General features: G+C 65.0%; 28 protein-coding genes and 1 tRNA gene. 22 read left to right on the top strand and 7 right to left on the bottom strand.

All coding sequences use genetic code 11. The annotated features are described in order from the left end of the window. Positions 1 to 96 precede the first annotated feature (96 nt). Complete coding sequence (locus J0H39_25215; protein MBN9500064.1) at positions 97 to 831, top strand: ribonuclease activity regulator RraA; 735 nt, start codon at positions 97 to 99, stop codon at positions 829 to 831. On the opposite strand, the gene J0H39_25210 is transcribed toward J0H39_25215, so the two are convergent. Genes J0H39_25210 through J0H39_25200 form a run of 3 tightly spaced genes read right to left on the bottom strand, consistent with a single transcriptional unit; the run spans position 828 to position 5,346 of the window. Further along, on the bottom strand, positions 828 to 1,775 hold the full coding sequence (locus J0H39_25210) for a dimethyl sulfoxide reductase anchor subunit (protein MBN9500063.1): 948 nt from the start codon (positions 1,773 to 1,775) through the stop codon (positions 828 to 830). The genes J0H39_25215 and J0H39_25210 overlap by 4 nt on opposite strands. 2 nt (positions 1,776 to 1,777) lie before the next feature. Then, positions 1,778 to 2,509 carry a 4Fe-4S dicluster domain-containing protein gene (locus J0H39_25205; GenBank protein MBN9500062.1) on the bottom strand — a complete coding sequence of 244 codons (732 nt, stop codon included), beginning with the start codon at positions 2,507 to 2,509 and terminating at the stop codon, positions 1,778 to 1,780. Next, entirely contained in the window at positions 2,506 to 5,346 is a 2,841-nt protein-coding gene (locus tag J0H39_25200) for a molybdopterin oxidoreductase family protein (protein MBN9500061.1), read from the bottom strand. The genes J0H39_25205 and J0H39_25200 overlap by 4 nt, the downstream gene beginning before the upstream one ends. Positions 5,347 to 5,514: 168 nt before the next feature. Here J0H39_25200 and J0H39_25195 point away from each other — a divergent pair, with 168 nt between their 5' ends. Genes J0H39_25195 through J0H39_25185 form a run of 3 tightly spaced genes read left to right on the top strand, consistent with a single transcriptional unit; the run spans position 5,515 to position 7,673 of the window. Beyond that, positions 5,515 to 6,630 carry a DUF2336 domain-containing protein gene (locus J0H39_25195; GenBank protein MBN9500060.1) on the top strand — a complete coding sequence of 372 codons (1,116 nt, stop codon included), beginning with the start codon at positions 5,515 to 5,517 and terminating at the stop codon, positions 6,628 to 6,630. A gap of 12 nt (positions 6,631 to 6,642) precedes the next feature. Beyond that, the gene (locus J0H39_25190) at positions 6,643 to 7,290 is read left to right on the top strand and encodes a DNA-3-methyladenine glycosylase 2 family protein (protein ID MBN9500059.1); all 648 of its coding nucleotides are present in this window, start codon (positions 6,643 to 6,645) and stop codon (positions 7,288 to 7,290) included. Then, positions 7,287 to 7,673 (top strand): hypothetical protein, encoded by a 387-nt coding sequence (locus J0H39_25185; GenBank protein ID MBN9500058.1) that lies wholly within the window; start codon positions 7,287 to 7,289, stop codon positions 7,671 to 7,673. Before J0H39_25190 ends, J0H39_25185 begins: the two co-directional genes overlap by 4 nt. Here J0H39_25185 and J0H39_25180 read toward each other — a convergent pair. Genes J0H39_25180 through J0H39_25170 form a run of 3 tightly spaced genes read right to left on the bottom strand, consistent with a single transcriptional unit; the run spans position 7,670 to position 9,433 of the window. Further along, positions 7,670 to 7,945, bottom strand: a complete 276-nt coding sequence (locus J0H39_25180) for a hypothetical protein (protein ID MBN9500057.1) — start codon at positions 7,943 to 7,945, stop codon at positions 7,670 to 7,672. The two genes, J0H39_25185 and J0H39_25180, sit on opposite strands and share 4 nt — an antisense overlap. Then, a complete protein-coding gene (locus J0H39_25175) occupies positions 7,933 to 8,847 on the bottom strand; it encodes an SPFH/Band 7/PHB domain protein (protein ID MBN9500056.1) in 915 nt (304 codons plus the stop codon). The genes J0H39_25180 and J0H39_25175 overlap by 13 nt, the downstream gene beginning before the upstream one ends. Positions 8,848 to 8,902: 55 nt before the next feature. After that, complete coding sequence (locus J0H39_25170) at positions 8,903 to 9,433, bottom strand: rhodanese-like domain-containing protein (protein MBN9500055.1); 531 nt, start codon at positions 9,431 to 9,433, stop codon at positions 8,903 to 8,905. Between the two features lie 60 nt (positions 9,434 to 9,493). Here J0H39_25170 and J0H39_25165 point away from each other — a divergent pair, with 60 nt between their 5' ends. The 15 genes from J0H39_25165 to J0H39_25095 all read left to right on the top strand — a co-directional run bounded on the left by J0H39_25165 (position 9,494) and on the right by J0H39_25095 (position 19,727). Next, positions 9,494 to 10,369, top strand: coding sequence for an MBL fold metallo-hydrolase (locus J0H39_25165; protein ID MBN9500054.1), 876 nt, complete (start codon positions 9,494 to 9,496; stop codon positions 10,367 to 10,369). A gap of 23 nt (positions 10,370 to 10,392) precedes the next feature. Further along, entirely contained in the window at positions 10,393 to 11,601 is a 1,209-nt protein-coding gene (locus tag J0H39_25160; GenBank protein ID MBN9500053.1) for a Bcr/CflA family multidrug efflux MFS transporter, read from the top strand. Between the two features lie 68 nt (positions 11,602 to 11,669). Continuing rightward, a complete protein-coding gene (locus J0H39_25155; GenBank protein ID MBN9500052.1) occupies positions 11,670 to 12,287 on the top strand; it encodes a DUF924 domain-containing protein in 618 nt (205 codons plus the stop codon). A gap of 74 nt (positions 12,288 to 12,361) precedes the next feature. Continuing rightward, complete coding sequence (gene murA / locus J0H39_25150) at positions 12,362 to 13,651, top strand: UDP-N-acetylglucosamine 1-carboxyvinyltransferase (protein MBN9500051.1); 1,290 nt, start codon at positions 12,362 to 12,364, stop codon at positions 13,649 to 13,651. Next, positions 13,651 to 14,139 carry a DUF2948 family protein gene (locus J0H39_25145; protein ID MBN9500050.1) on the top strand — a complete coding sequence of 163 codons (489 nt, stop codon included), beginning with the start codon at positions 13,651 to 13,653 and terminating at the stop codon, positions 14,137 to 14,139. Before murA ends, J0H39_25145 begins: the two co-directional genes overlap by 1 nt. 30 nt (positions 14,140 to 14,169) lie before the next feature. Beyond that, a complete protein-coding gene (locus tag J0H39_25140) occupies positions 14,170 to 14,886 on the top strand; it encodes an ATP phosphoribosyltransferase (protein ID MBN9500049.1) in 717 nt (238 codons plus the stop codon). Next, positions 14,876 to 16,177, top strand: coding sequence for a histidinol dehydrogenase (hisD, locus tag J0H39_25135; GenBank protein ID MBN9500048.1), 1,302 nt, complete (start codon positions 14,876 to 14,878; stop codon positions 16,175 to 16,177). Before J0H39_25140 ends, hisD begins: the two co-directional genes overlap by 11 nt. Before the next feature lie 4 nt (positions 16,178 to 16,181). Next, positions 16,182 to 16,667, top strand: a complete 486-nt coding sequence (locus J0H39_25130) for a UPF0262 family protein (GenBank protein ID MBN9500047.1) — start codon at positions 16,182 to 16,184, stop codon at positions 16,665 to 16,667. 6 nt (positions 16,668 to 16,673) lie between these two features. Continuing rightward, positions 16,674 to 17,135: a low molecular weight phosphatase family protein gene (locus J0H39_25125; GenBank protein ID MBN9500046.1), complete on the top strand. Its 462-nt coding sequence runs from the start codon at positions 16,674 to 16,676 to the stop codon at positions 17,133 to 17,135. 75 nt (positions 17,136 to 17,210) lie between these two features. After that, positions 17,211 to 17,429, top strand: coding sequence for a translation initiation factor IF-1 (gene infA / locus J0H39_25120; protein MBN9500045.1), 219 nt, complete (start codon positions 17,211 to 17,213; stop codon positions 17,427 to 17,429). 11 nt (positions 17,430 to 17,440) lie between these two features. Next, positions 17,441 to 18,010, top strand: a complete 570-nt coding sequence (gene maf / locus J0H39_25115; GenBank protein ID MBN9500044.1) for a septum formation protein Maf — start codon at positions 17,441 to 17,443, stop codon at positions 18,008 to 18,010. Next, positions 18,007 to 19,053, top strand: coding sequence for a ribonuclease E/G (locus J0H39_25110; GenBank protein MBN9500043.1), 1,047 nt, complete (start codon positions 18,007 to 18,009; stop codon positions 19,051 to 19,053). The genes maf and J0H39_25110 overlap by 4 nt, the downstream gene beginning before the upstream one ends. Next, positions 19,050 to 19,232, top strand: a complete 183-nt coding sequence (gene yacG, locus J0H39_25105; GenBank protein MBN9500042.1) for a DNA gyrase inhibitor YacG — start codon at positions 19,050 to 19,052, stop codon at positions 19,230 to 19,232. The genes J0H39_25110 and yacG overlap by 4 nt, the downstream gene beginning before the upstream one ends. Continuing rightward, on the top strand, positions 19,229 to 19,606 hold the full coding sequence (locus tag J0H39_25100) for a TfoX/Sxy family protein (GenBank protein ID MBN9500041.1): 378 nt from the start codon (positions 19,229 to 19,231) through the stop codon (positions 19,604 to 19,606). The genes yacG and J0H39_25100 overlap by 4 nt, the downstream gene beginning before the upstream one ends. 45 nt (positions 19,607 to 19,651) lie before the next feature. After that, positions 19,652 to 19,727 (top strand) — tRNA-Phe (locus J0H39_25095). 104 nt (positions 19,728 to 19,831) lie between these two features. Here the strand turns inward: J0H39_25095 and J0H39_25090 are convergent. Next, positions 19,832 to 20,500 (bottom strand): FCD domain-containing protein, encoded by a 669-nt coding sequence (locus J0H39_25090; protein MBN9500040.1) that lies wholly within the window; start codon positions 20,498 to 20,500, stop codon positions 19,832 to 19,834. Positions 20,501 to 20,613: 113 nt separating this feature from the next. Between J0H39_25090 and J0H39_25085 the strand changes: the two genes are divergently transcribed. From J0H39_25085 to J0H39_25075, 3 genes are read left to right on the top strand one after another with little or no spacing between them, the layout of a single operon-like run. Then, positions 20,614 to 22,053 carry an MmgE/PrpD family protein gene (locus J0H39_25085; GenBank protein ID MBN9500039.1) on the top strand — a complete coding sequence of 480 codons (1,440 nt, stop codon included), beginning with the start codon at positions 20,614 to 20,616 and terminating at the stop codon, positions 22,051 to 22,053. Continuing rightward, positions 22,050 to 22,658 carry a hypothetical protein gene (locus J0H39_25080; GenBank protein ID MBN9500038.1) on the top strand — a complete coding sequence of 203 codons (609 nt, stop codon included), beginning with the start codon at positions 22,050 to 22,052 and terminating at the stop codon, positions 22,656 to 22,658. Before J0H39_25085 ends, J0H39_25080 begins: the two co-directional genes overlap by 4 nt. Positions 22,659 to 22,687: 29 nt before the next feature. Then, a complete protein-coding gene (locus tag J0H39_25075) occupies positions 22,688 to 23,731 on the top strand; it encodes an extracellular solute-binding protein (protein ID MBN9500037.1) in 1,044 nt (347 codons plus the stop codon). The last annotated feature ends 8 nt before the right edge of the window (positions 23,732 to 23,739 follow it).

Genomic DNA, 23,739 nt, shown 5'->3' with positions numbered 1-23,739 from the left:
GATTGCCCGCGCTAGTCGTTTGCGCGAGCCTGTGCTACTGACTGGCGCACAACATCAAAAACGCCGCCGCGCTGTTGCGGCGGCAGCGTGAGGAACATGGCCAACAAACCGCTTTCCGCGAAAACGCGCGCCGCGCTGTCGAAAGTCAGCGTCGCCACCCTGTCGACCGCCCTGATGAAGAAGGGCTTCCGCAACGTCGTCATGCAGGGCGTGTTTCCCGTCGCCCCGGTCGGCAAGCGCCGCCCCAACATGGTGGGCGAGGCGTTCACGCTGCGCTACATCCCCGCGCGCGAGGATCTGGACGTGATCTCCGGCTTCGCGGGCCGCACGCATCCGCAGCGCGTCGCGGTCGAACAATGCCCGCCGGGCTGCGTGTTCGTAATCGACTCGCGCAAGGATCCGCAGGCCGCGTCGGCCGGCAATATCCTGGTCACGCGCCTGATGAAGCGCGGTGTGGTCGGCGTCGTCACCGATGGCGGTTTCCGCGATACGCCGGCGATCGTCGAATTGGGCTTCCCGGCTTACGCCAACCGCCCGTCCTCGCCGACGAACCTCACGCGCCATCACGCGCTCGACATCGACAATCCGATCGGTTGCGGCGATGTGGCCGTCTATCCGCGCGACGTGATCGTGGGCGACGGCGAAGCGGTCGCGGTGATCCCCGCGCATCTGGCCGACGAGATCGCCGAGGAAGCCACGCGCATGACGGAGTTCGAGAACTTCGTCGAAAAGCGCGTGATGAAGGGTCAGTCGATCTTCGGCCTGTATCCGCCGGAAGCGGAAATGAGCGCGGCCTTCGCCGCCGAGCAGAAGAAGAAAAAGCGCCGCTAAAATTCGGTCGCGCCGTAATAGAGCGTCACGCTGTGCTTCGCTTGGGCGAAGAACAGCCAGCGCTCCACGCCCACCCCCAATGTCGCACTCGCCGCCGCCAACAATGCGGCGAGTGCGGCGGCGGGGCCGGGCAGCACCAAAGCCAGCACCGTTAGAATCAGCGGGCCGACGAACAGCGTCTGCACCGCGATATTGCGCAGCTTCGCGGCATGCTTGCGCGCGACCTGGAAGCCCATCTCGCGCATCAGATAATTGTCGGCCTGATGCGGCGCTTCGAACAAACGCACCTTGCCGCGCGCGCCGAGCCCCGTGGCGCTTTCGGGCGTCGAGGCGGATTTCGTCGTGTCGATGAAATGCCAGTAGCGGCGCTTGGCCCAATAGCCGAGCAGCAGCGCCAGGATCGCGACGACACCGACGATCTTCTGCGGATGGCCCCAGAGCAGCACGAGCGCGTTGAGCAGCACCGCCCCCGTCGCCAATGCCAGCGCCAAGTAAACCGGCACGGTGTGTTTGTTGTGCCATTGATGGATCGGCTTCAGCGAACGGTAGATCATTGCGGTGGTGAACACGGTGATCGCCGATCCGAACGTCGCGATCAGACCCGGCAGCGCCCACACGCCTTCGGTCTTGGCGAAGAACACCCAGGCGATGCCGAACGCGCCGAAGGGCAGGAAGGTCAGCAGCGCCGCCACCCCTTCGCGGCTGAGCCACGAGGTACGAACTTGCGTGACCGCGCGCCATGCGCGTTCGGGATGGCCCAGATGCGCGGTCGAGGTCAGCAAACCGCCCGCGATCAGGATCAACGCCAAGCCCAGCGACCAGAAGCCGAACCACGACGCGGCCGGGATCAGGCCCAGCGCGTTGAACAGGCCGATCAACGCGAGCAGGCCGTAGCCCGCACCCGACGCGGTCGTGAAAACGATGACGGAAAGAGCGGGGTGCATGTTCAGCGCGACAGGAATTTGTCGACCCAGCGCAGCACGGGGTGCAGCGCGTTCGGATCGACTTTGGTTTCGAGGGAGGCGCAGGTCTTCGCGGTCTTGGCCGCGCGCGGCGGCAGATAGCGATTGGTCGGCGCGTAGCCCATTTCGGGCATCAATTCGTAGCCGCCGCGTTCGGCGACGAGTTGCGACACGGCCGAGTCAGGATCGCCCAGATCGCCGAAATGCCGCGCCGAGGCGGGGCAGGTCGATACGCAAGCGGGCACGCGTTCGGCCTCGGGCAGCGTTTCGTTATAGATCTTGTCGACGCACAGCGTGCATTTCTTCATCACGCCGTCATCGTCGTCGAACTCGCGCGCGCCATAGGGGCACGCCCAGGAGCACAGCTTGCAGCCGATGCAGGTATCGGCGTTGACCAGCACGATGCCGTCTTCGGTACGCTTATAGCTCGCACCCGTCGGGCAGACGGTGACGCAGAGCGGCTCGGCGCAATGCAGGCAGGATTTCGGGAAATGGACGGTGCGGCTCGTCTCGCCTTCACCCGCCTCGAAGGTATGGATGCGGTTGAACCACACGCCCGCGGGATCGGCGCCGTAAGGCTCGCGATCGGGCAGCGGGGCCGAATGGCCGCCGGTGTTCCATTCCTTGCAATTCACCGCGCAGGCGTGACAGCCCACGCAAGTATCAAGGTCGATGACGAGCCCCAAGCGCTTCGAGGTTTGCGTATAGGCGGTCATCGGCGGAATTCCTTGCCGTAGCGCAAAATGTCGGGGCGGGCGGGCATATTGGGCGGTGTTCCCAGCGTGGGGTGCAAGGGCGACGTGACGCCCGCTTCGACTGGATCGGCTTTTTCCAGGCGCACGCGCAGATCAAACCAGGCGGCTTGGCCGGTGATCGGATCGGAATTCGACACGCGGCCTTCGCCGTCTTTGGCGGGCAGAAGTTCCGAGATCGCGTGGTTCAGCAGGAAGCCCTTATTGGCTTCGCGCGAATCTTCGGAAAGGTTCCAGGCCCCCTTGCGTTTGCCGATCGCGTTCCAGGTCCAGACGGTGAGCGGGTTCACACCCTCCATCGTCTTGATCTGGCCCTTCACGCGGCCGTGATGCGACACGATCCACGCCCAGTCGCCATCCTCAAGCCCGTGCGCCTTCGCCGTTTCGCGATGCACGTAGAGCCGGTTCTCGCTGATGATCTGGCGCAGCCAGGCGTTCTGCGAGCCCCAGGAATGGTACATCGGCATCGGGCGCTGCGTGATCGCATGCAGCGGGAATTGATCTTTCGCCACGCGCTCGCCTTCGAAGGGCGCATACCAGAAGGGTAGCGGGTCGCAATAGGCTTCGATGCGCGCGCGATGCTCGGGCGGGCAGGGCACGGGGCCAAGCCCACGCGCCGCATTGCGGAAACGCTGCAACGGCTCGGAATAGATCTGCATGACGATCTGATCGGGCTTGTCGATCAGGCCGAGCTTCACGGCCGCATCGAGATAGCCCTTGTTCGCATGCTTGTAATAAAGCTGATCGGGTTCCAAGTGATGGCGCCAGAACGCGCCATTGTCGATATAGCGCTGCAACTGATCGGGATTGGGCTCGCCCACACCCGACTTGGAACCATCCGCACCCCGGAATCCCGCGAGCGGCCCCACGCCGGGTTTGCGCTGATGATTGACGATGTAATCGGCATAGCCGCCGGGGAATTTCGGCGTGCCGTCGGCTTCGGTGAAGCCTGGCAGCTTGAGGCGCGCGCCCAGATCGATCAGCACATCTTGGAAGGGGCGCACGTCGCGATCGGGTTTCACCACCGGCTGGCGGATCGCGTCGCCCGGCCCTTCCGGCGAGCCGATCGGTCGGTCGAGCAGCGAGATGCAATCCCAGCGTTCGAGATACGTCGTGTCGGGCAGGACGAGATCGGCATAGGCGACCGTCTCGCTGGCATACGCATCCGCATAGACGATGAAGGGGATGCGATAGGAACCGTCTTCCTTCTTGTCGGTCAACATGCGCATCGTGCCCGACGAATTCATCGACGAGTTCCACGCCATGTTCGCCATGTACATGAACAGCGTGTCGATCTCGTAGGGATCGCCCGCCCAGGCATTGGCGATCACCATATGCATCAGGCCGTGTGCTGCGATCGGCGATTCCCAGGAATACGCCTTGTCGATGCGCATCGGCTTGCCGTCGCGGTCGAGCAGCAGATCTTCCGGTCCCAGCGTGAAGCCGAGCGGCATGCCACCCATCGGCTTGTTGGGGGCGACTTGCTCGGGCTTGCCGGTGGGCTTGGGCCCCGGCGGGCAGGGGCGCGGGAAGGGCGATTTATAGCGCCACGCCCCCGGCCCATCGATGGCGCCGAGCAGGATCTGCAACACATGGATCGCACGGCAGGTCTGGAAGCCGTTGGAATGGGCGGAGATGCCGCGCATCGCATGCATCGACACCGGGCGGCCGACGGTCTTCTCGTGCCGGCGCCCGGCCCAATCGGTCCAAGGCTGATCGAGCGTGATCTGCTTTTCGAATGCCGCATGCGCCAGTTCCGCAGCGATGCGCTTGATCGTGTCGGCGGACACGCCGCATTGCGCCGCAACCGCTTCGGGCGCGTAATCAGGCGACAAGTATCGCCGCGCCATCAGCTCGAACGCCGGCGTGGCCTTCGTGCCGTCGGCCAACGTGAATTCGCCGACCAAGGCGGGCTGCACGTCGACCGAAAGCGCGCTCGCGGGCGCCTTCGTGCGCGAATCCCAGCACCGCGGGTTGCCCGCCGCGTCGCGCGCGAACAAGCCGTCGTGCTCACGCACCAGCCACGGCGCGTTGGTGTATTTCACCAAAAATTCGAGATCGATCTTGTCGGCTTTGAGAAGTTCATGGATGAGGGCCATGACGAGCAAGCCGTCGGTGCCGGGGGCGATGCCGATCCATTCGTCGGCCACGGCCTGATAGCCGGTCTTGACCGGATTGACCGACACGAATTTGGCGCCGCGCGCCTTCAGCTTGGCGATGCCTGCCTTGATCGGATTGGAATCGTGATCTTCGGCCACGCCGAACATAAGGAAGTACTCGGCATGGTCCCAATCGGGCTCGCCGAACTCCCAGAACGAACCGCCGATCGTGTAAAGCCCGGCGGCGGCCATGTTGACCGAACAGAAGCCGCCATGCGCCGCAAAATTGGGGGTGCCGAACTGATTGGCCCACCAGCCGGTCAAAGACTGGCTTTGGTCGCGGCCGGTGAAGAAGGCGAGCTTCTTGGGATCGGTGGCGCGGATATGGGCCAAGCGATCGGTCAGCATCCCCAGCGCTTCATCCCACTCGATCTCGACGAAATCGCCCGCGCCGCGTTCGCCGACGCGCTTTAAGGGCTTCCTCAGCCGTGCGGGGCTGTAATGGTTCATGATCCCGGCCGAACCCTTGGCGCACAACACGCCGCGATTCACCGGGTGGTCCTTGTTGCCCTCGATGTAACGGATTTGGCCGTTTTTGAGATGAACTTTGATCCCGCAACGGCAGGCGCACATATAGCAGGTGGTCGCCTTGACCGTGTCGCCCACGGGCCTCGACAGTTCGACCCGTTCGCCCCCATCCATCGCGCGATTCTCCCGTATGACCGGGATCGTTGTACGGGCGGGGGCTTAGGGCCGTCAAACGGTTGCGAAAGATCGGGGTAACGATGCAGAATGCTCATGTGACGGGATTTGCCGGCGCGACTCATTCGCGTCTTGCCCCTCACCCTACGGCGAGCGGAGAATAGCGGCATGGCCAAGCTCACCCCAGCCGACATTGCGCGACTGGCGGACGACCATTCCGCCGCGGCGCGTGCCGAGATGGCGGCGAAAGTCGCCGCCGTCTATTCCGACACCGGCTTGTCGGCGACCGAACGCGCGGAAGCCGAAAGCGTGCTGATGCTGATGGCGCAGGACGCGATGGCGACGGTGCGCCAGGCGCTCGCCCAGCATCTGCGCAGCGCGCCGCAATTGCCGCAAGGTTTGGGCCTCGCCCTCGCCAAGGATATCGACGATGTCGCGCTGCCGCTGCTGCGCGAATCGCTCGCCTTCTCCGATGCCGAACTCGTCGAGATCGTGAAATCGCAATCGGAGGAAAAGCAGGTCGCGATCGCCGGTCGCAAGACCGTGTCCGACGCGGTCGCGCGCACGCTGGTCGACGAAGGCACGTCGCGCGTCGCGGCGACGCTCGCGGGCAACGACGGAGCGGCGTTGTCCGACGCGACGGCGGAGCGTTTGGTCGACAAGCACGGCAAAGCGAAGCTGGTGCAGGAAAAGCTTGTCTTGCGGCGCAAGCTGCCGGTGAAGGCTCTCGAAAAGCTCTACGCGCTCGCGTCCGAATCCATCAAGGAAAAGCTGATCGCGCGCGACGACGTCTCGCCCGATCTCGCCGCCAGCCTCGCCGCCAGTGCGCGCGAAATCGCGACCGTCGGCACGTCGCTGGAATCGGGCGAGCAGGACGTCGCCGCGTTGGCCGCCCAACTCCATTCCACGGGCCGTCTCGATCCCGGCATCGTCATTCGCGCGCTCTGCATGGGCGATCTGTTCCTGTTCGAGCGCGGCCTTGCCTTGCGCGCGGATTTCCCGATCGAGCGCGCGCGCCAGCTGATCTACGATCCGGCCGGCGGCCTCAAATACATCTACGAGCGCGCCTATATGCCGCCGGCGTTGTATCCGGCGGTGAAGGCGGCCCTCGAAGTGGCGCTGGAAACGCAATATGACGGCGGCCCCGCCGACCGCGAACGCTTCCGCCGCAAGATGATCGAGCGCGTGTTGACCAAGGTCGACGACGCCGATCCGGAAACGGCGGATTATCTGCTGGCGCGTTTGACGACGCTGACCGATACGTTGAGCCACACGCACGCCTGACGCCCGGCCGCTATGCCCCCGCAGCTACAAACCGTCTCGGAAGCAAAGGCGCGGCGCGATCTGCGCCGGGGCATCGACCAGCTCGCCGTCCTCGATCCGCATGTCGCCGAATGGCTGCCGCGCATCGGCTACCCGAAGCCGCGCGCGCGGCCGATCGGCTTCGTCGGCTTCGCGCGCGCGATCGTGGCGCAGCAGGTCTCGGTCGCGGCCGCGACGGGGATTTGGAACAAGCTCGAAGCGGGGCTCGGTGCCATGGAGCCGATCCGCGTCATCGAAACGCCGGACGACGGGCTGCGGACGATGGGCCTGTCGCGGCAGAAGGCGTCGTATATCCGCGGCCTCGCCGAGGCGGTCGTGTCGGGCACGCTCAATTTCGACGATCTGCACGCGGCCGAAGACGAAGCCGCGATCGCGACGATCACTAAATTGAAGGGCCTCGGCCGCTGGAGTGCGGAGATCTATCTGCTTTTCGCGATGCGCCGGCCCGATATTTGGCCGGGCAACGACCTCGCTTTGCAGGAAGCGATGCGGATTTTGAAGAAGCTGCGCACGCGGCCCGACGAGAAGCGTTTGCGCAAATTGGGCGAGGCGTGGCGGCCGCATCGTTCGGCCGGCGCCTTGTTCCTGTGGCACGTCTACCATCACGCCAAAGGCGCATGAGGGCGCTGGTCCTCGCGCTCGTCTTGACCGCGATACCTGCGGTCGCGCAGGAGCAGCGTCCGCCGGTCGATGTGCGTTTCGAATTCGAAAAACTCGCGGCACAGATGGAAGTGCTGCTCGACCGGCCGCTGGACGATGATCTGCGCAAGGTTTTGCGCGAACGCCTTGCTTCGATCGTCACACGGCTGGAGGCGGGGCGCGAAGACGACAACGCCGCGCAAGTGTTCCGCCTCGAACGCCGCTTGGCGCAATTGCGCGCGAGCCAGACCGGCACGTTCGACAATATTCCGCCCGGTCTTTACGAGGCCTATCGCCGCGTCATCCAGGACGAGATCGAGCGCACGCGCGAAGCGTTGCGCGCCCTGGGCCGCGATCCCGGCTAATAATCGTTGATGTCTTTCACTTGTGGGCGAAAACGCGCGAGCAGGCGGCGCAAGGGCAGGATCGTCGCGGCGCCCAAAATCGCGAAGACCAGCAGCGGCACGATGCCGCCGCCGATCCAGCCGGCGTAGGCGGCGAGCGCGGTCAGAAATCCGGCGAGGGCGAAAGACAGGAAGAACCCGCCGGGCATTGCGAGTTCGATCAGCAGAAAACCGACCCCGACCAACGCCCAAAGGATCGTGGGATTGCCGGTCGCCCAGCCTAGGATTTCCACGGCGAGGCCTTTCCGGCGGGGCCGTCCTTCAACGCTTCGACCACGGCGGCGACCGTGCCCAGCGTCTGGGTCACGTCGGTCGGCAGAACCAGCAGCTTCGTGTTGGGCGAGCGGCCAAGCTCGGTCAGGCCTTCGATCTGCTTCTTGCGGATTTCGAAATCGATCGCGGCTTGGCCATTGTCGCGGATCGAATCGCCGACCGTGCGCGTGGCATAGGCTTCGGCGTCGGCCAGCACGCGGCGCCCTTCGGCGTGTTTCTGCGCGGTGTAGAGTTCTCCGTCCGCCTTCAATTGCTGCGCTTGACGGTCGCCTTCGGCTTTCGTGACGGCGGCGCGGCGTTCGCGTTCGGCGTTCAATTGCTGCTGCATGGCGGTGCGCGTCGCGCTGTCGACCGACACGTCGAGAACTTCGGTGCGCGTGATCTCGATGCCCCACACGCCGCACGCCTCGCTCAGCGAGGTTTTGATCTGATCGTTGATATGGTCGCGGCGCGATTGGATCTCGTCGAACTCCAACTGGCCGCAGGTCGATCGCACGATGCTGGTCACCGTCGTCTTGACCGCCTGATCGACGTTCGAGATGCGATAGACCGATTTGGACGCATCGACGATGCGGAAGAACACCGCCGTCGTCAGGCTAATCTCGACATTGTCCTTGGTGATGACGCTGATCTGCTGCGGCTCAAGCTGGCGTTCGAGAACGCTGACCTTGTGCGCGACGTGATTGACGATCGGCAGCACGAAATGCAGGCCCGCTTTCAGCGTGCCCACGTATTTGCCGAATTGCTCGACGATGTATTCCTCGGATTGCGGGACGATTTTGATCGCCGTCGCCGCGAAGCCGAGGAAGAAAATCGCCAGCGCGATCAGAAAGATTTCGCCGCCGCTAAAGGTAAAGGGCATCGGGACAACTTCCGCAAGAAACGTGATTTCTTGGCGGCAAGCCTAACAGCCCGCGTCAGCCCTTGGAAGCGCGGTTATACGGCAGAAGCCCCAGCACGCTGGTCATGCCGCACCAGCCGGTGATTCCTGCGAAGATCAACCCGGCACCCACGGCGGCCGACAGGGCGTAGAACCCGGGATGCGCGAAGGCGCCCAGCACCGCGCCGGTCAGCACCAGCGATCCCGCCGCGATCTGCACTTGGCGCATCATCGGCAAGGGCGCGGATTTATTCTCGCGGATCGGCAGGCCCGCCGCCTTCCAGCCCATGATGCCGCCGGAAAAGTTGATCGCCGAGATACCCGCTTTGGCGAGCTGGGCTTGCGCGTTGGCCGAGCGCTTGCCGGACAGGCAATGCACGACCAGCTTCTTGCCGTTCGCGGCCGGGACCTGCGCCGGATCGAATTTCGACAGCGGGACAAGCGTCGCGCCCGGAATGCTCTCGCGCGCGAATTCGTTCTCCTCGCGCACATCGACCAGCACGGCTTCGCCGCGATCCATCCAGGTCTTCAGCGTCGCGGCGTCGACTTCATTCATCGGAACGGACATTGTAAGTCTCCTCGCCGCAGGATATATATTAGAGAACGCTAAAGTTCAAGGGGCCAGCCCATGCCGAACGCGATCACCGTCGAGTCCGTATTCGATCCCGTGACGGGCACGGTCGGCTATGTCGTCGCCGATCGCAAGGCCCGCCGCGCGGCGGTGATCGATCCGGTCCTCGATTACGATCCCAAGGCGAGCCGGACCTCGACCGCGACGGCCGAGAAGCTCGCCGCGCTGATCGGGGATTGCGCCCTCGACTGGGTGATCGAAACCCATGCCCATGCCGACCATCTATCGGCCGCACCTTGGTTCAAACGGCGCTTCGGCGCCAAGATCGCGACGGGAACCCGCGTCGGCAAGGTGCAGGCGACTTGGGCAGGCATTCTCAATCTCGGCCCGGATTTTCCGGTCGACGGGCGGCAATTCGATCGTCTGCTGGCGGAGGGCGATACGATCGATATCGGGGCCGCGAAGCTCACGGTGTGGAGCACGCCCGGTCACACGCCGTCCTGCACCATGCTGGTGCTGGAAACGGGCGCCGGGCCGGCGCAAATCTTTCTGGGCGACACGATGTTCATGCCCGATCTGGGCACGGCGCGCTGCGACTTTCCCGGCGGCGACGCGCGCACGCTGTATCGCTCGATCCGGCGCGTTTTGGCGTTGCCGGGCGATACGATCCTGCATGTCTGCCATGACTATCCGCCGGAAACGCGGGGGCCGCTTGTGTCCACGACCGTCGCCGAACAGCGCGCCGGTAACATCCATGTCCGCGACGGAGTCGACGAGGATTCCTTCGTGAAAATGCGGGAAACCCGCGACAAGACGCTGGCCGCCCCCGTGCTGCTGCTGCCCTCGATCCAGGTCAATATAAGGGCCGGCGAATTGCCGCCGGCCGAAGCGAACGGCACGCGCTATCTGAAAATCCCGCTCGACGCGATCTAATCGCAAGGCCTACAACGCACACCATGTTCAAGGCGTTGGAAGGCGGGCCCCGGCCGGATCCCTGGCCGGGCGACAGGGTTTTCGTGGCCGTTCTGGGCGGGTTGATGGGCCTGACCCCGCTCTCGGTCGATATGTATTTGCCGGCTTTGCCGGCGATCGGGCGCGAGTTCGCGGCCAGCCAGCACGAGGTGCAACTCACTCTCGGCGTGTTCTTCGCCGGGTTCGGCATCGGGCAGCTCGTCTGGGGCCCGATCGGCGACAGGTTCGGCCGCCGCTGGCCGACATTGGCGGGATTGCTGATCTTCGCCGCCGGATCGATCGCGGCGGCACTCGCCCCCAACAACGATTTCCTGATCGCCGCGCGATTCGTTCAGGCGGTGGGTGCTTGCGTGACACCGGTCATGGTGCGCGCGATGGTGCGCGACGTGTTCGACCGCGAGCGCGCGGGCGTGATGATGTCGATGATGATGCTGGTGATGGGGGCGGCCCCCATGCTCGCCCCGATGATCGGCGGCGTCGTCGAATTATGGCTGGGCTGGCGCGCGATCTTCGTCGTGCTGTTGATCGCGACGCTGATCGTGCTGTCGGTGCTGTTCAAAATCCCCGAAACGCATGGCGAAGGAAAGCGCCGCTCGGCGCATTGGCGGTCGATCCTCGCGGCCTATACCGAACTCGCGTTCAACCGCCGCTTCCTGTCCTACGCCTTCGGCGGCGCGTTCTTTTTCGGCGCGATGTTCGCCTATATCGCCGGCACGCCCTTCGTCTATATCGAGATCTTCGGCGTGCCGCCGCAATATTACGGCTTCCTGTTCGGCTTGAACGTGATCGCGATGATGATGTCGAGCACGCTCAACGGCCGCTTCATGCCGCGCTTCGGGCTCGACCGTACATTGCGCTTCGGCCACACATTCGCGGTGTTCGTGGGCCTCGCCATTCTTGCGGTCGGCATCACCGGTTTCGGCGGATTGGCCGGGCTGGTCGTCACGATCTTCCTCTACATGTTCACGATGGGCGCGATCGGCGCCAATTCGATGGCCGGCGCCATGTCGCCGTTCCCGCATATTGCGGGGGCGGCCTCGGCCTTGGCGGGGGCGCTTCAATTCGCGGTCGGCGCGCTGACCAGCGTGCTTGTGGGGCTGTTCGATAACGGCACGGCCTTGCCGATGTGCGCCGTCATGGCGGGTTGCGCGGCGCTCGCGTTCCTGTCCAACCGATTGGCGCCGCGCGTATGACCGTAAAGAATTTGCATGCGCAGCTCGAAGAAGCGCGGCGCAAGACGCGCGAGGCCGAAGCGCTGCGCATGAATTTGCGCAAGCGTAAAGCCCAGGCGCGCGGGCGCGAAGCGGCCGAAACCGAAGCGGCGATCCGCGGCGTGCTCGATTTCTGGTTCGCGGGTCCGCCGGGCGAATTCCGTCAAGCGTGGTTCGCGAAGGATGACGCGTTCGACGCCGAATGCCGCGCGAAACTGGGGCCGCTCGCCGAGCGCGCGGCGAAGGGCGAACTCAAATCCTGGCTCGACACGGAGGAGGGCTCGCTCGCCCTCATCCTTTTGCTCGACCAAGCGCCGCGCAATCTCCATCGGGGTACGGCGCAAGCCTTCGCGACCGACGCGATGGCGCTGGCGGCCGCGCGCGCGACGGTGGCGAAAGGCTTCGACCGCGCGCTCGACCCGGCCGCGCGGATGTTCGTCTATCTGCCTTTCGAACACGCCGAAGACCGCGCCGCCCAGGACGAGGCTTGCGCCCTGATGGAAGCGCTGCCCGAAACGCCGTGGCGTGCGAACGTCGTCGATTACGCCCATAAACATCGCGCCGTGATCGCCGAATTCGGTCGATTCCCGCATCGCAACGCCATTCTCGGTCGGCCGGATACCGAGGCCGAAAAGGCCTATTTGGCCAAGCCGGGCGCTGGTTTCTGAGTTTCCCCAAAGCGGCCTGGATTTCGCCACAACCGCGGGGTAAGAGATTCCAAACGCGGTTGGCGACGAGGCTCATGGACAGAATTCGCATTCGCGGGGGCAAGGCCCTCGTCGGCAGCATCCCGATCGGTGGGGCGAAGAACGCGGCACTGCCTTTGATGGCGGCGAGTCTGTTGACCGACGGGACGTTGCGCCTGGCCAATATCCCGCATCTGGCCGACATCACGACCCTCGCCAATCTGCTCGGCACGCTGGGCGTGGAAATCGCGCTGGACGGTCATGCCGAAGGCGGCCACCAGGGCCGCGTGCTGGCGCTGACCGCGCGCAAGATTTCCAACACCACCGCCGAATACGATTTGGTGCGCAAGATGCGCGCCTCGATCCTGGTGCTCGGGCCCCTGGTCGCGCGCGAAGGAAAGGCGAAGGTCTCGCTGCCCGGCGGCTGCGCCATCGGTGCGCGGCCCGTCGATCTCCACCTCAAAGGCCTCGAAGCGCTCGGCGCCAAGATCGAATTGCGCGAAGGCTATGTCGAAGCCTTCGCCCCCGGCGGCTTGAAGGGCGCGCGTTTCGTGTTCCCGTTCATCTCGGTAGGCGCCACCGAAAATCTGATGATGGCGGCGACGCTCGCCAAGGGCACGACCGTCCTGTCCAACGCGGCGCGCGAGCCGGAGATCGGCGATCTCGCCCGCTGCCTGATCGCGATGGGCGCCCAGATCGAAGGTGTCGATACCGACACGCTGACGATCCATGGCGGCACGAAATTGTCGGGCACGACGCATTCGATCCTGCCCGATCGGATCGAACTCGGCACCTATGCGATGGCGGCGGCGGCGACCGGCGGCGACGTCGAATTGATCGGCGGGCGCAGCGATCTGATCGCCTCGGCCGCGACGGTGCTGACCCAAGCGGGTGTTACGATCGAGGATACGGCGCGCGGGCTTCGCGTGCGCCGCACCAACGCGCCGCTGGTCGGCGTGGACGTGATGACCGAGCCGTTCCCGGGCTTCCCGACCGATCTTCAAGCGCAGATGATGGCGCTGTTGACGACGGCCGAAGGCGCTTCGATGATCACCGAAACGATCTTCGAGAACCGCTTCATGCACGTCCCTGAACTGCGCCGCATGGGCGCCAATATCAATCTTCACGGCGGCTCGGCCATGGTGCGCGGCGTGCCCAAGCTCACCGGCGCCCCCGTGATGGCGACCGATCTGCGCGCGTCGGTGTCGCTGGTCATCGCCGGGCTGGTCGCGCAGGGCGAGACGATCGTCAATCGCGTCTATCACCTCGATCGCGGCTACGAGCGTTTGGAAGCCAAGTTCGCCGCGTGCGGTGCGGATATCGAACGGGTCAAGGACGCGGCGTGATGGGCGAGTGCCTGAAACTGAAGGCGACCGACGCGGAGGATTTCCGCATCGTCGCCGCCTGTCTTCAGGATGCGCTGATCCCGCTCGCCGACATGAAGTTCGAAGCCGGCGCCAAAGAATTCGTTCTGGTCGCCAATCGTTTCCGTTGGGAGAATTGCGACAAGACGTGGGAAAGCGCGCCCGACGCCCAAACGCCCACGCCCGACGACGTGCCGGACGTCGCCTTCCTGCCTTGCGCCAATTACGAGCGCGTCAATTGCGCGATCCACTTTCAGGGCGTCGAGGCCGTGCGCTGCAAGGGCCTCGATCAAAAGGATCGCGGCAAGGTGCTCGAGTTGCTGACGATCGACGCGCAGGACGGCGCGATCACGATCGTTTTCGCGGGCGATGCGAAGCTGCGATTGGAAGGCAAGGCGATCGCCTGCCTGATGCGCGATCTGGGCGAACCCTGGCCCACGCAATGGCGTCCGCGACATTCCGTCGCCTAACCATTTGAACTAACCGCCTTTTTCCGTGCCATGACAGCCCGGCCGCCGGCGGTTATAACCGCCGCCATCCGGAGTGTTGCGAACGTGAATCCCAACGAAAAACTCGTCCTGGCCCTGCCCAACGGCCGCATCCTGAAAGAGGTAATGCCGCTGCTGCGCCGTGCCGGGATCACGCCCGAGCCCGAATTCGACGATCCGAATACGCGCCTGCTGCGTTTCAAGACCGACGATCCCGGTCTCGACATCGTGCGCGCGCGCGCCTTCGACGTCGCTACCTTCGTCGCCTTCGGGGCCGCGCATATCGGCGTGGCGGGCGACGACGTGATCGTCGAATTCGACTATCCCGAAATCTACGCGCCGCTCGATTTGCGCATCGGCAAATGCCATCTCGCGGTCGCCGAGCCCGTGGAACTCGCGGGCAGCGACGATCCGCGTCGCTGGTCGCATGTGCGCGTCGCGACGAAATATCCGAACGTCGCGCGCAAGCATTTCGCGCGCCGCGGTGTGCACGCCGAATGCATCAAGCTGAACGGCGCGATCGAGTTGGCGCCCGCCTTGGGTGTCGCGCGCCGTATCGTCGATCTCGTCTCGACCGGCGCCACGCTGAAGGCCAACGGCTTGGTCGAGATCGAGCGCATCGCCGACGTCACGTCGCGGCTGATCGTCAATCGCGCGGCGCTGAAAACCCGCCACGCGCAGATCGCCCCGCTGGTCGATCGCATCGCGGAGGTCGTTCGTGCCGCGTAAGCTCGACGCGGGCAAGCCCGGCTTCGCGCGCGACTTCACGGCGTTGTTGGCGGCGCGCGAGGAATCCTCGCACGATGCCGATGCGGCCGCCGCGACGATCGTCGCGGATGTGCGCAAACGCGGCGACGCGGCGCTGATCGAATACACAAAGCGTTTCGACCGGCTGACGCTGACACCTAAGACGATGCGCGTAACGGCCGCCGAAATCGCGCGCGCGCGCAAAGCTTGCTCGAAGCCGGCGTTGAAGGCGCTGGAAGTCGCGGCCGCGCGCATCGCCGCATTCCACAAGCGCATGAAGCCCGAGGGTGCACGCTGGACCGATGGGGCCGGCGTATCTCTCGGCTGGCGTTGGACCGCGTTGGATGCGGCCGGTCTCTACGTGCCCGGCGGCAAGGCGGCGTATCCGTCCTCGGTGCTGATGAACGCGATCCCCGCGAAGGTTGCGGGCGTGAAACGTTTGGTCGTGACCGTGCCGACACCCGACGGCCATATCGAGCCCTTGGTGCTCGCGGCTTGCGATATCGCGGGTGTCGACGAAATCTATCGCGTCGGCGGGGCGCAAGCGGTCGCCGCGTTGGCTTTCGGCACAAAGACCATCGCGCCCGTCGACAAGATCACCGGACCCGGCAACGCCTATGTCGCCGCCGCCAAACGGTTGGTCTTCGGAACCGTGGGCATCGATTTGATCGCGGGCCCGTCGGAAGTCTGCATCGTCGCCGACAAGACGGCCAACCCGCGCTGGATCGCCGTCGATCTTCTGGCCCAGGCCGAACACGATGCCGCCGCGCAATCGGTGCTGATCACCGACGACGCGAAGTTCGCGCAAGCCGTTTCCGCTGCGGTCGATGCCGAGCTGGCGACCCATCCGCGCCGCGAGATTGCAAGCGCGTCGTGGCGCGATCACGGCGCCGTCGTCGTGGTGAAGAAGTTGGCCGACGCGGTCGATCTGGTCGATCGCTTGGCACCCGAGCATTTGCAGCTTGCCTGCAAAGCTGCGGAAGCGTTGTCGCGCAAGATCCGCCATGCGGGTGCCATCTTCCTGGGCGTGCACACGCCCGAGGCTTTGGGCGATTATCTCGCGGGGCCGAACCATGTGTTGCCGACCAGCCGCACGGCGCGTTTCTCCTCAGGTCTCGGCACGTCCGATTTCATGAAGCGCACGACGCTGATCGGCGCGGACGCGAAGGGCCTCGCGCGGCTTGCGGGAGCGGGCGCCACATTGGCCGATGCCGAAGGGCTCGCCTCGCACGCGCGTTCGCTGCGGATAAGGACCAGCCCCAAACGGAGATAGCGCCATGGACGGGTCGGGCGAGAAGCGAAACCGCATCTGCAAGATCGACCTGGCCGAGAATCTGCGCGTGCGGCGCAACGCGGATATCGAGCACGAGCGCACGGTCGCGATTTTCGATCTGCTCGACGAGAACGATTTCGAACTGGTCGGCGGCCCGCCGGGGCCGTACCAGCTCGCGCTGTCGATCGAAGAAAACCGCCTGATCTTCGATTTGAAAAGCGAAGCGGGCGTGTCGATCGACAAGCACCCGCTGCCGCTCACGCCGTTCCGCACGACGATCAAGGACTACTTCACCGTCTGCGAAAGCTATTACGACGCGATCAAGCGGCTTTCGCCCTCGCAGATCGAAGCGCTCGATATGGGGCGGCGTGCCGTTCACAACGAAGGCTCCCAGCTGTTGCGCGACCGGTTGGAGGGCAAGATGGTCATGGACTTCAACACCGCGCGCCGCCTGTTCACGCTGATCTGCGTTCTGCATATCCGGGGTTAGGCCGCGATGACCGACAAGATCGGCAGCGTCCTGTTCTGTTGCACGCATAATTCGGTCCGCTCGCCGATGGCGGAGGGGCTGGCGAAGAAGCTCCTCGGCACGAAGGTCTATGTCGATTCCGCCGGGGTGAAGCGCCAGGACGTCGATCCCTTCGTCATCGCCGCGCTGTCGGAACTGGGCGTCGACATCCAGCGCCACAAGGCCAAGACCATCGACGAATTGCACGACAGCTCCTTCGATCTGATTGTGACCTTGAGCCCCGAGGCGCATCACAAGGCCCTGGAACTCACCCGGATCATGGCCTGCGAGGTCGAGTATTGGCCCACTTTCGACCCGAATTTGATCGAGGAAGGCAGCCGCGAGGCGCGCATGGAAGGTTACCGCGCGCTGCGCGACGGGCTGAAAACGCGGATTCTCAAGCGTTTCGAAGGGGTCGCGGCCGATTTGGGCAAGGCGGGCGAGGCTTGACCTTGTCTCGCTTCGGGGCCATGTTGCGGCCCCGATCCCGCCCCTGGGGCGGAGTCCAGAACCTACCGGAGATCCATGGCGAAAGAAGGTCTGATCGAGTTCTCGGGCGTGGTGCAGGAACTTCTGCCCAACGCGATGTTCCGCGTGAAGCTCGACAACAATCACGAAGTTCTCGCCCATACCTCGGGCAAGATGCGCAAGAACCGCATCCGCGTTCTCGCGGGCGACCGCGTCAACGTCGAGATGACGCCCTACGATCTGACCAAGGGTCGGATCACGTTCCGCTTCAAGTAAGCGGGGCCGGTTTGGCGCCGCCGCTCGTCCTCGCCTCCGCGAGTCCGCGCCGGCGCGAGTTGCTGGCGCAGATCGGCCGTATCCCGGCCGAAATCCTTCCCGCCGACGCCGACGAGACCGAACGCCCGGGCGAGAGCCCGCGCGAACTAGCGGCACGCCTCGCGCTGTTGAAGGCGCAGGCGGTCGCGGCGTCGCGTCCCGCCGCGTTGGTGCTCGGCGCCGATACGGTCGTCGCTTGCGGGCGGCGTATTCTTCCGAAAGCCGAAACCGAAGCCCAAGCGCGCGATTGCTTGAAGCTGCTCTCCGGCCGCCGGCATCGCGTGCTGGGCGGGATCTGCCTGATCGTGCCGGGCGCGAAACCGCGTGCGCGGCTCAGCGAAACGATCCTCACTTTCAAGCGCCTGACGCAAGTCGAGATCGACGCCTATATCGCCGGCGGCGAATGGCGCGGTAAAGCCGGCGGCTACGCGATCCAAGGCAAGGCGGCCGAATTCGTGCGTTTCCTGTCCGGTTCCTATTCCAACGTCGTCGGCCTCGATCTTTACGAGACGGCGCGGCTGCTCGAAGGGGCGGGCGCATGAGCGGCAAGATCGACGAAATCCTGATCGACCGCGACGGCGACATGATCCGCGCCGTCGGGTTTTCGCAACGCCAGCTGGTCGATATCGCGCGCGAACCCGCCGACCGGCGTGTCGCCGTGGGCACGATCCATCGCGTGCGCGTCGCGCGGGCGGTGCATGGCGGCGTGTTCGTCGATCTGCCGGGCGGGCTGGTCGCGTTGCTCGATACGCCCAACCCGCCGCAACCGGGCCGCACGCTGCTGGTCCAAGTGATCGAACCGCCGGCCGCCGACAAGCGCGCGCGGATTTCCACGCGCCTGGCGTTGGAAGGCGCGAATGCCGTGCTGCTGCCGGGCGGCAAGGGTGCTTCGGTGTCCAAGCGCATCTCCGCCGCCAAGCGCGAGGCGCTGCAGGGCCGCGCGCATACGTTCCTGCGCGAAGGCGAAGGCTTGATCTTGCGCGGCGGGGCCCTCGAAATCGACGATGCGGCGTTGGGGGCGGAGATCGATGCGCTGCGCGCGAAGGCCGCCGCGTTCGTGCGCGATGGCGCGCCCGAAATGCTGTCGTCCGACGATGCGGTCACCGCCTTGGTGCGCACGCTGGGGGCACCCGAGGCGCGAGTCCTCACGCCCGACGCCGAACTTGCGAAACTCGCGGGCATCACGCACGACAAATTCGCCTTCGACCGGCACGACGCGGCGAGCCTGCTGGAAAAGCTGGAAACGCAGCGCGTCGATCTTCCGTCGGGCGCGTGGCTGTCGATCGAGCGCACGGCCGCCTTGGTCGCGATCGACGTGAATTCGGGTGCCGCGAAGGACGATGCGCTGACCATCGATCTGGAAGCCGCGCGCGAGATCGCGCGCCAGATCCGTTTGCGCGATCTGGCGGGTTTGATCGCGGTCGATATCTTGCGCGTGGTGAAGCCGGGCGAGCGGGCGCGCTTGCTCGACGCGTTCAAGCACGCCACGCGCCATGATCGCCGCCGCGTCGATGTGCTCGGCATCACGGCGGGCGGCTTGGTCGAGATGACGCGCGCGAGGTCGCAGGGGCGGGCGGGCGAATGAGCCAGGTCGTGCCGTTGCCGAAGAAGCCGAAGAAATCCGGCTGCCCGATCTGCAAGCGGCCCACGCATGCCGATTTCCGGCCCTTCTGTTCCGCGCGCTGCAAAGACGAGGATATGCGCCGCTGGCTCGACGGCGCCTATCGCATCCCGACGGACGAGACGCCGGACGAACCGCAATGAGCCGCGAACCCACCGGCTTCGTCGACATGTGCGTCGAATTGCTGGGCGAGGCGGTGGGCCGGGTTTCGGCCAAGGCGATGTTTTCGGGCTGGGGCCTGTTCCGCGACGGGCGGATGTTCGGGCTGATCGTCGACGATCGGCTCTATCTCAAGACCGACGCCGCGAATCGCCCGGCATTCGAAGCGGCGGGGCTCGAGCCCTTCACCTACTTGGCCAAGTCGAAGAAGCGGGTTTCGCTCGGCTATTACGAAGTTCCGCCCGAAGCGCTCGACGACGCGGCCGAGATGCGCCCCTGGGCGCGCGGCGCGGTCGATGCCGCGATGCGCGGCCCGGCACCGAAAAAGCGCGCGAAATCCAATACTTCGAAGCGTTGACAGGTTTCCGGGCAAGCCCTATACACCCCCTGCCTTGGGGCGTGAGCCCGGGTAGCTCAGTTGGTAGAGCATGCGATTGAAAATCGCAGTGTCGCTGGTTCGATTCCGGCCCCGGGCACCACTCCCCAAGGCATTGTTTCTCAAGATAAATCGGCTTTAGTGCCAGACGCGCGAAACAAGGTATTCAGCCTTGTTTTTCAGGCGTGTCGCGTGTCGGTTGCCCGCTCAACCGGGCGGCAGGCTTTTCTCGAACCGGCGCTTGCCCGCCAGCACATGCGCTTCGCCCAATTCGCGCGCGCGTGCGCCGTCGGCGCGGCGGATCGCGGCGACGATCGCCGTGTGCTCGGCGTTCGATGCCGCCATCTCCTGCGGATTGCCGAGCGAGACGCGCCGGAACAGCGCCGCTTCCTTCGAAAGCGTGTCGCTGAACGCCGCAAGGCGTCCGCCGCCCGCGACGGCGACCAGTAGATCGTGGAAGTCGATGTTCAGCTTGTAATACCGCGCGACGTCGCGGCCCTTCACGCAAGCGTCCATCTCCTTCACGCGGCGTTCGAACTCTTTCGCTTCGTCGGGCGTGCGCCGTTCGGCGGCGAGTTTGCACGCATGGCCGGTGAGGACCGAGCGCAGATCGTAGATCTCCAGCATCGCTTGCGCGTCGATCGCGCGGACATAGGCGCCCTTGTTCGCGACGAACTCCACCAGCCCGCGCGAGGCGAGGTGGCGCAAGCCTTCGCGCACCGGCCCGCGGCTGATGCCGAATTCGCGCGCGAGCACGACTTCGTTGATGCGCTGGCCCGGCGGCAATTGGCCCGCGACGATCAGCTTTTCCAGCCGTTCGGCGGCCAGGCTCGACAGCGTGTTCTCGCGCCGCAACTCCAGCAGGTCGTCGGTCATCGAAACTCTCCCGCGGCCGAATCCGCCGCCGCGCGGAAGAGTAGCAGTTGACTCGCCCTGAGTGTCAATCGTAGTCTGTTGACAGTTAGCACTAAGAAAACATCGGGAACGCCATGACGCTCGCAGCACCGACCACGCCCCGCATCGCCGGGGAAAGCGACATCACCGCCCAAGCGGTCGCGTTCTTGACCGATGCAAGCTTCGACAAGCTGCCGCCGGAGGCCCTCGATATCTCGCGCCGCTGCTTGCTCGATTCGATGGGGCTGGTCTTGGCGGGGCTCGGCGTGCCCGCGATCGATATCCTGACGGGCTTCGCGCGCGAACAAGGCGGGAAGGGCGACGCGCTGCTGCTCGGCCAGGGCGACATGCGCGTGCCCGTCCAGGTCGCCGCACGCGTGATCGGCACCGCCGGTCACGTCCATGATTTCGACGATACGCAAGTCAGCCACGATCCCGCGCATGTCTATGGGCTGCTGACGCATCCCTCGATTCCGCCGATGAGCGCGGCGCTGGCCGTATCGGACATGAAAGGCGGCGTGACGGGGCGCGAATTCGTCGCCGCGTTCAATTACGGCTTCGAGTTGGGCTGCAAAATCTCCGAATGGATGCGGCCCGATCATTATCTGCGCGGCCACCACACCTCGGGCACGGTCGGCACGTTCAGCGCCTGCGGGACCGCGTCGATCCTGCTGGGCCTCGACGCCGATGCGACCGCGCGCGCCTTGGGCATCGCGGCCAGTTTCGCGGCCGGCATACGCTGCAATTTCGGCACGATGACGAAGCCCTTGCATGTCGGCCGCGCGGCGGAGAACGGCGTGCTGGCGGCCTTGCTGGCGCAGCGCGGCTACACCGCCGATCCGACGGCGCTGGACGGACCTTGGGGCTTTCCCGCCGTGCTCGGCGGCGGCTTCTCGCCGGATAAGACCGGCCAGGGCTTCGGGCGCGAATGGACGATCGTCAATCCCGGCGTGAGCATCAAGCCCTATCCCAGCGGCATCCTGACCCATCAATCGATGGATATGGTGAGGAACCTCGTTCTGCGCGAGAACGTCGATCCGGCGACGGTCGAACGCATCGACTTCTTCGCCGGCGACAATATTCTGCGCCCGATCCGCTACCGCGTGGCGAAGAACGAGTTGCAGGCGAAATTTTCGATGGCGGCGCTGATCTCGATGCTCGTGCTGTATCGCGCGGCGGGTCTGGCGCAATTCGATGATCATGTGATCGCGTCGCCGGAATTCCAGGCGATGCAGGAACGCGTGCATACCCATGCCGATGCGAAGATCAACGCGATGGGCTTCGATCTGATCCGCTCGCGCGTCGAGATCACGCTGAAGGACGGCAAAGTGTTGAAGGCGGAGGCCGACACGCGCTATCGCGGCGGCCCGTCCTGGCCGCTGACCGACGCCGAAGTGCGCGAAAAATACGATGGCTGCGTCACGCGGATCGATGCGGGGCTCGCCGATCGCATCGCGCGCGAGACCTTCGCGCTGGTCGACGCTGGGAGCACGGCGCCGCTGCTCGATCTGCTGCGCCAGGCGAAGCCCGCGTGACCGCCAAGCCTTCCATCGGCGAACAGGCGCAAGCGCTGGCACAACGTTTGCGGGAAACGCGCCTACCGAAGGACCCGATCGTCGTTTACGGGTCGTCGACCGTGCGGCTCTGGCCCGATATCGGCAAAAGCCTGAGGCGCGCCGATGCCGTCGCCGTCGGTTTCGGCGGCGCCACGCTGCGCGACTGCGTCGCGCATTACGACCTTCTGGTTCGCCCGCTGATGCCGCGTTTCCTTGTCGTCGCGGCGGGCGCCAACGACATCGAAAAATACGACGCGGGCGCTGAAACGATTCTATCGACGATCGTCGCGTTGATCGACACGGCGCGCCGCGCGCAGCCGGAATTGCCGGTCGCGGTGCTGACGATGAAGCCCGCCCCGTTCCACGGACCGCGTATGGCCGCTTTGCGCGCGACGAACGCGCTGCTCGAAAAGCGTCTGCCGGAAATGCCGGATGTGCGGCTGATCGATATTTTCGCACCGTTCTTGAACGCGCAAGGCGACGCCGATCCGCGATTCTACGCCGAGGATCAGCGTCATTTGAACGACGCGGGCTATGTGGCGTGGAGCGATGCTATCGCGGCGGCGTTGCCGCCGCCGCGTTAAACGAAACAAATAAACCTGGGGAGGACGTCATGAACGCTTGGAAAAAACTGGTTGTCGCCACCGGTCTTGCGTTGCTGGGCGCTGCGGCGTCGGCGCACGCGCAGACCATGTCCGACGCGACGCGCAAACTCTACGAAGCCGCGAAGGCGGAGCGCGAGATGACTTGGTACATCAGCCATTTCGGTCTCGACAACGCGACGGCGATCGAACAGGCGTTCTACAAGCGATATCCCGGCATCAAGGTCAACGTGGTGCGCGCCACGGCGCAAGTCATCTACCAGCGCTTGAACCAGGACATTCTGGCCAATACGGCCGTGGCCGACGTCTATTCGTCGACCGACACGTCGCATTTCGTGCGGCTGAAGTCGGAAGGGCGCCTGCTGTCTTACCGGCCGGAAAATGCCGACAAGGTGCTGCCGGCGTTCCGCAACATGGACGCGGACAATCAGTATCACGCGACGTCCGGGGCGATCATCGTCATCGCCTACCGTACCGACAAGATCTCGGACGCCGACGCGCCGAAGACGTGGACAGACCTGCTCGACCCGAGATTCAAAGGCAAGCTGTCCTTCGGACATCCCGCATATTCCGGTTATGTCGGGGCGTGGGCGCTGGCGCTCGAAAAGAAGTATGGCTGGAGCTATTTCGAGAAGCTGCGCGCCAACAATCCGCAGATCGGCCGTTCGATCAACGACGTGATCACGATGCTCGACGCGGGTGAGCGTTCGGTCGGCCATGCCGGCGACGGTCCGTTCCGCAAGAAGGAGATCGAAGGTGCCCCTTATCGCACCGTGTTCCCGGAAGACGGCTCGGTCGTGATCCTCGCGGGCTCGGGTATCCTCAAGAATTCGAAAAGCCCGAACGCGGCGAAGCTCTTTCTCGATTATCTGCTGGACGTCGAATCCCAGCAGATCCGCGTCGACATGGATCTGGCGATGGCGCTACGGCCGGAGGTCAAGAACACCCATGGCGGGAAGGGGCCCGGTGACGTCACGACGATTCCGGTGTCCGAAGAGGACATGAAGAATCTTCCCGCGCTCAACGATCGTTGGCGCCGGACGTTCGGCGGCTGAGCGGCGGC

It is taken from the genome of Alphaproteobacteria bacterium (assembly GCA_017308135.1).
GTDB lineage: Bacteria > Pseudomonadota > Alphaproteobacteria > CACIAM-22H2 > CACIAM-22H2 > Tagaea.
The sequence above is the reverse complement of the archived record's forward strand: the minus strand, read 5'-3'. Positions and strand labels throughout refer to the sequence as shown.

What these genes read in the sequence shown, in the direction of transcription:
- J0H39_25215 (MBN9500064.1), top strand. Translation starts at nt 97, where the DNA reads ATGGCCAACAAACCGCTTTCCGCGAAAACGCGCGCCGCGCTGTCGAAA.
- J0H39_25185 (MBN9500058.1), top strand. Translation starts at nt 7,287, where the DNA reads ATGAGGGCGCTGGTCCTCGCGCTCGTCTTGACCGCGATACCTGCGGTC.
- J0H39_25200 (MBN9500061.1), bottom strand. Translation starts at nt 5,346, where the DNA reads ATGGATGGGGGCGAACGGGTCGAACTGTCGAGGCCCGTGGGCGACACG.
- J0H39_25145 (MBN9500050.1), top strand. Translation starts at nt 13,651, where the DNA reads ATGGGCGAGTGCCTGAAACTGAAGGCGACCGACGCGGAGGATTTCCGC.
- J0H39_25190 (MBN9500059.1), top strand. Translation starts at nt 6,643, where the DNA reads ATGCCCCCGCAGCTACAAACCGTCTCGGAAGCAAAGGCGCGGCGCGAT.
- J0H39_25075 (MBN9500037.1), top strand. Translation starts at nt 22,688, where the DNA reads ATGAACGCTTGGAAAAAACTGGTTGTCGCCACCGGTCTTGCGTTGCTG.
- yacG (MBN9500042.1), top strand. Translation starts at nt 19,050, where the DNA reads ATGAGCCAGGTCGTGCCGTTGCCGAAGAAGCCGAAGAAATCCGGCTGC.
- J0H39_25205 (MBN9500062.1), bottom strand. Translation starts at nt 2,509, where the DNA reads ATGACCGCCTATACGCAAACCTCGAAGCGCTTGGGGCTCGTCATCGAC.
- infA (MBN9500045.1), top strand. Translation starts at nt 17,211, where the DNA reads ATGGCGAAAGAAGGTCTGATCGAGTTCTCGGGCGTGGTGCAGGAACTT.
- J0H39_25165 (MBN9500054.1), top strand. Translation starts at nt 9,494, where the DNA reads ATGCCGAACGCGATCACCGTCGAGTCCGTATTCGATCCCGTGACGGGC.
- J0H39_25175 (MBN9500056.1), bottom strand. Translation starts at nt 8,847, where the DNA reads ATGCCCTTTACCTTTAGCGGCGGCGAAATCTTTCTGATCGCGCTGGCG.
- J0H39_25160 (MBN9500053.1), top strand. Translation starts at nt 10,393, where the DNA reads ATGTTCAAGGCGTTGGAAGGCGGGCCCCGGCCGGATCCCTGGCCGGGC.
- J0H39_25210 (MBN9500063.1), bottom strand. Translation starts at nt 1,775, where the DNA reads ATGCACCCCGCTCTTTCCGTCATCGTTTTCACGACCGCGTCGGGTGCG.
- J0H39_25195 (MBN9500060.1), top strand. Translation starts at nt 5,515, where the DNA reads ATGGCCAAGCTCACCCCAGCCGACATTGCGCGACTGGCGGACGACCAT.
- J0H39_25125 (MBN9500046.1), top strand. Translation starts at nt 16,674, where the DNA reads ATGACCGACAAGATCGGCAGCGTCCTGTTCTGTTGCACGCATAATTCG.
- J0H39_25130 (MBN9500047.1), top strand. Translation starts at nt 16,182, where the DNA reads ATGGACGGGTCGGGCGAGAAGCGAAACCGCATCTGCAAGATCGACCTG.
- J0H39_25100 (MBN9500041.1), top strand. Translation starts at nt 19,229, where the DNA reads ATGAGCCGCGAACCCACCGGCTTCGTCGACATGTGCGTCGAATTGCTG.
- murA (MBN9500051.1), top strand. Translation starts at nt 12,362, where the DNA reads ATGGACAGAATTCGCATTCGCGGGGGCAAGGCCCTCGTCGGCAGCATC.
- J0H39_25155 (MBN9500052.1), top strand. Translation starts at nt 11,670, where the DNA reads ATGAATTTGCGCAAGCGTAAAGCCCAGGCGCGCGGGCGCGAAGCGGCC.
- J0H39_25110 (MBN9500043.1), top strand. Translation starts at nt 18,007, where the DNA reads ATGAGCGGCAAGATCGACGAAATCCTGATCGACCGCGACGGCGACATG.
- J0H39_25140 (MBN9500049.1), top strand. Translation starts at nt 14,170, where the DNA reads ATGACAGCCCGGCCGCCGGCGGTTATAACCGCCGCCATCCGGAGTGTT.
- J0H39_25090 (MBN9500040.1), bottom strand. Translation starts at nt 20,500, where the DNA reads ATGACCGACGACCTGCTGGAGTTGCGGCGCGAGAACACGCTGTCGAGC.
- J0H39_25170 (MBN9500055.1), bottom strand. Translation starts at nt 9,433, where the DNA reads ATGTCCGTTCCGATGAATGAAGTCGACGCCGCGACGCTGAAGACCTGG.
- J0H39_25085 (MBN9500039.1), top strand. Translation starts at nt 20,614, where the DNA reads ATGACGCTCGCAGCACCGACCACGCCCCGCATCGCCGGGGAAAGCGAC.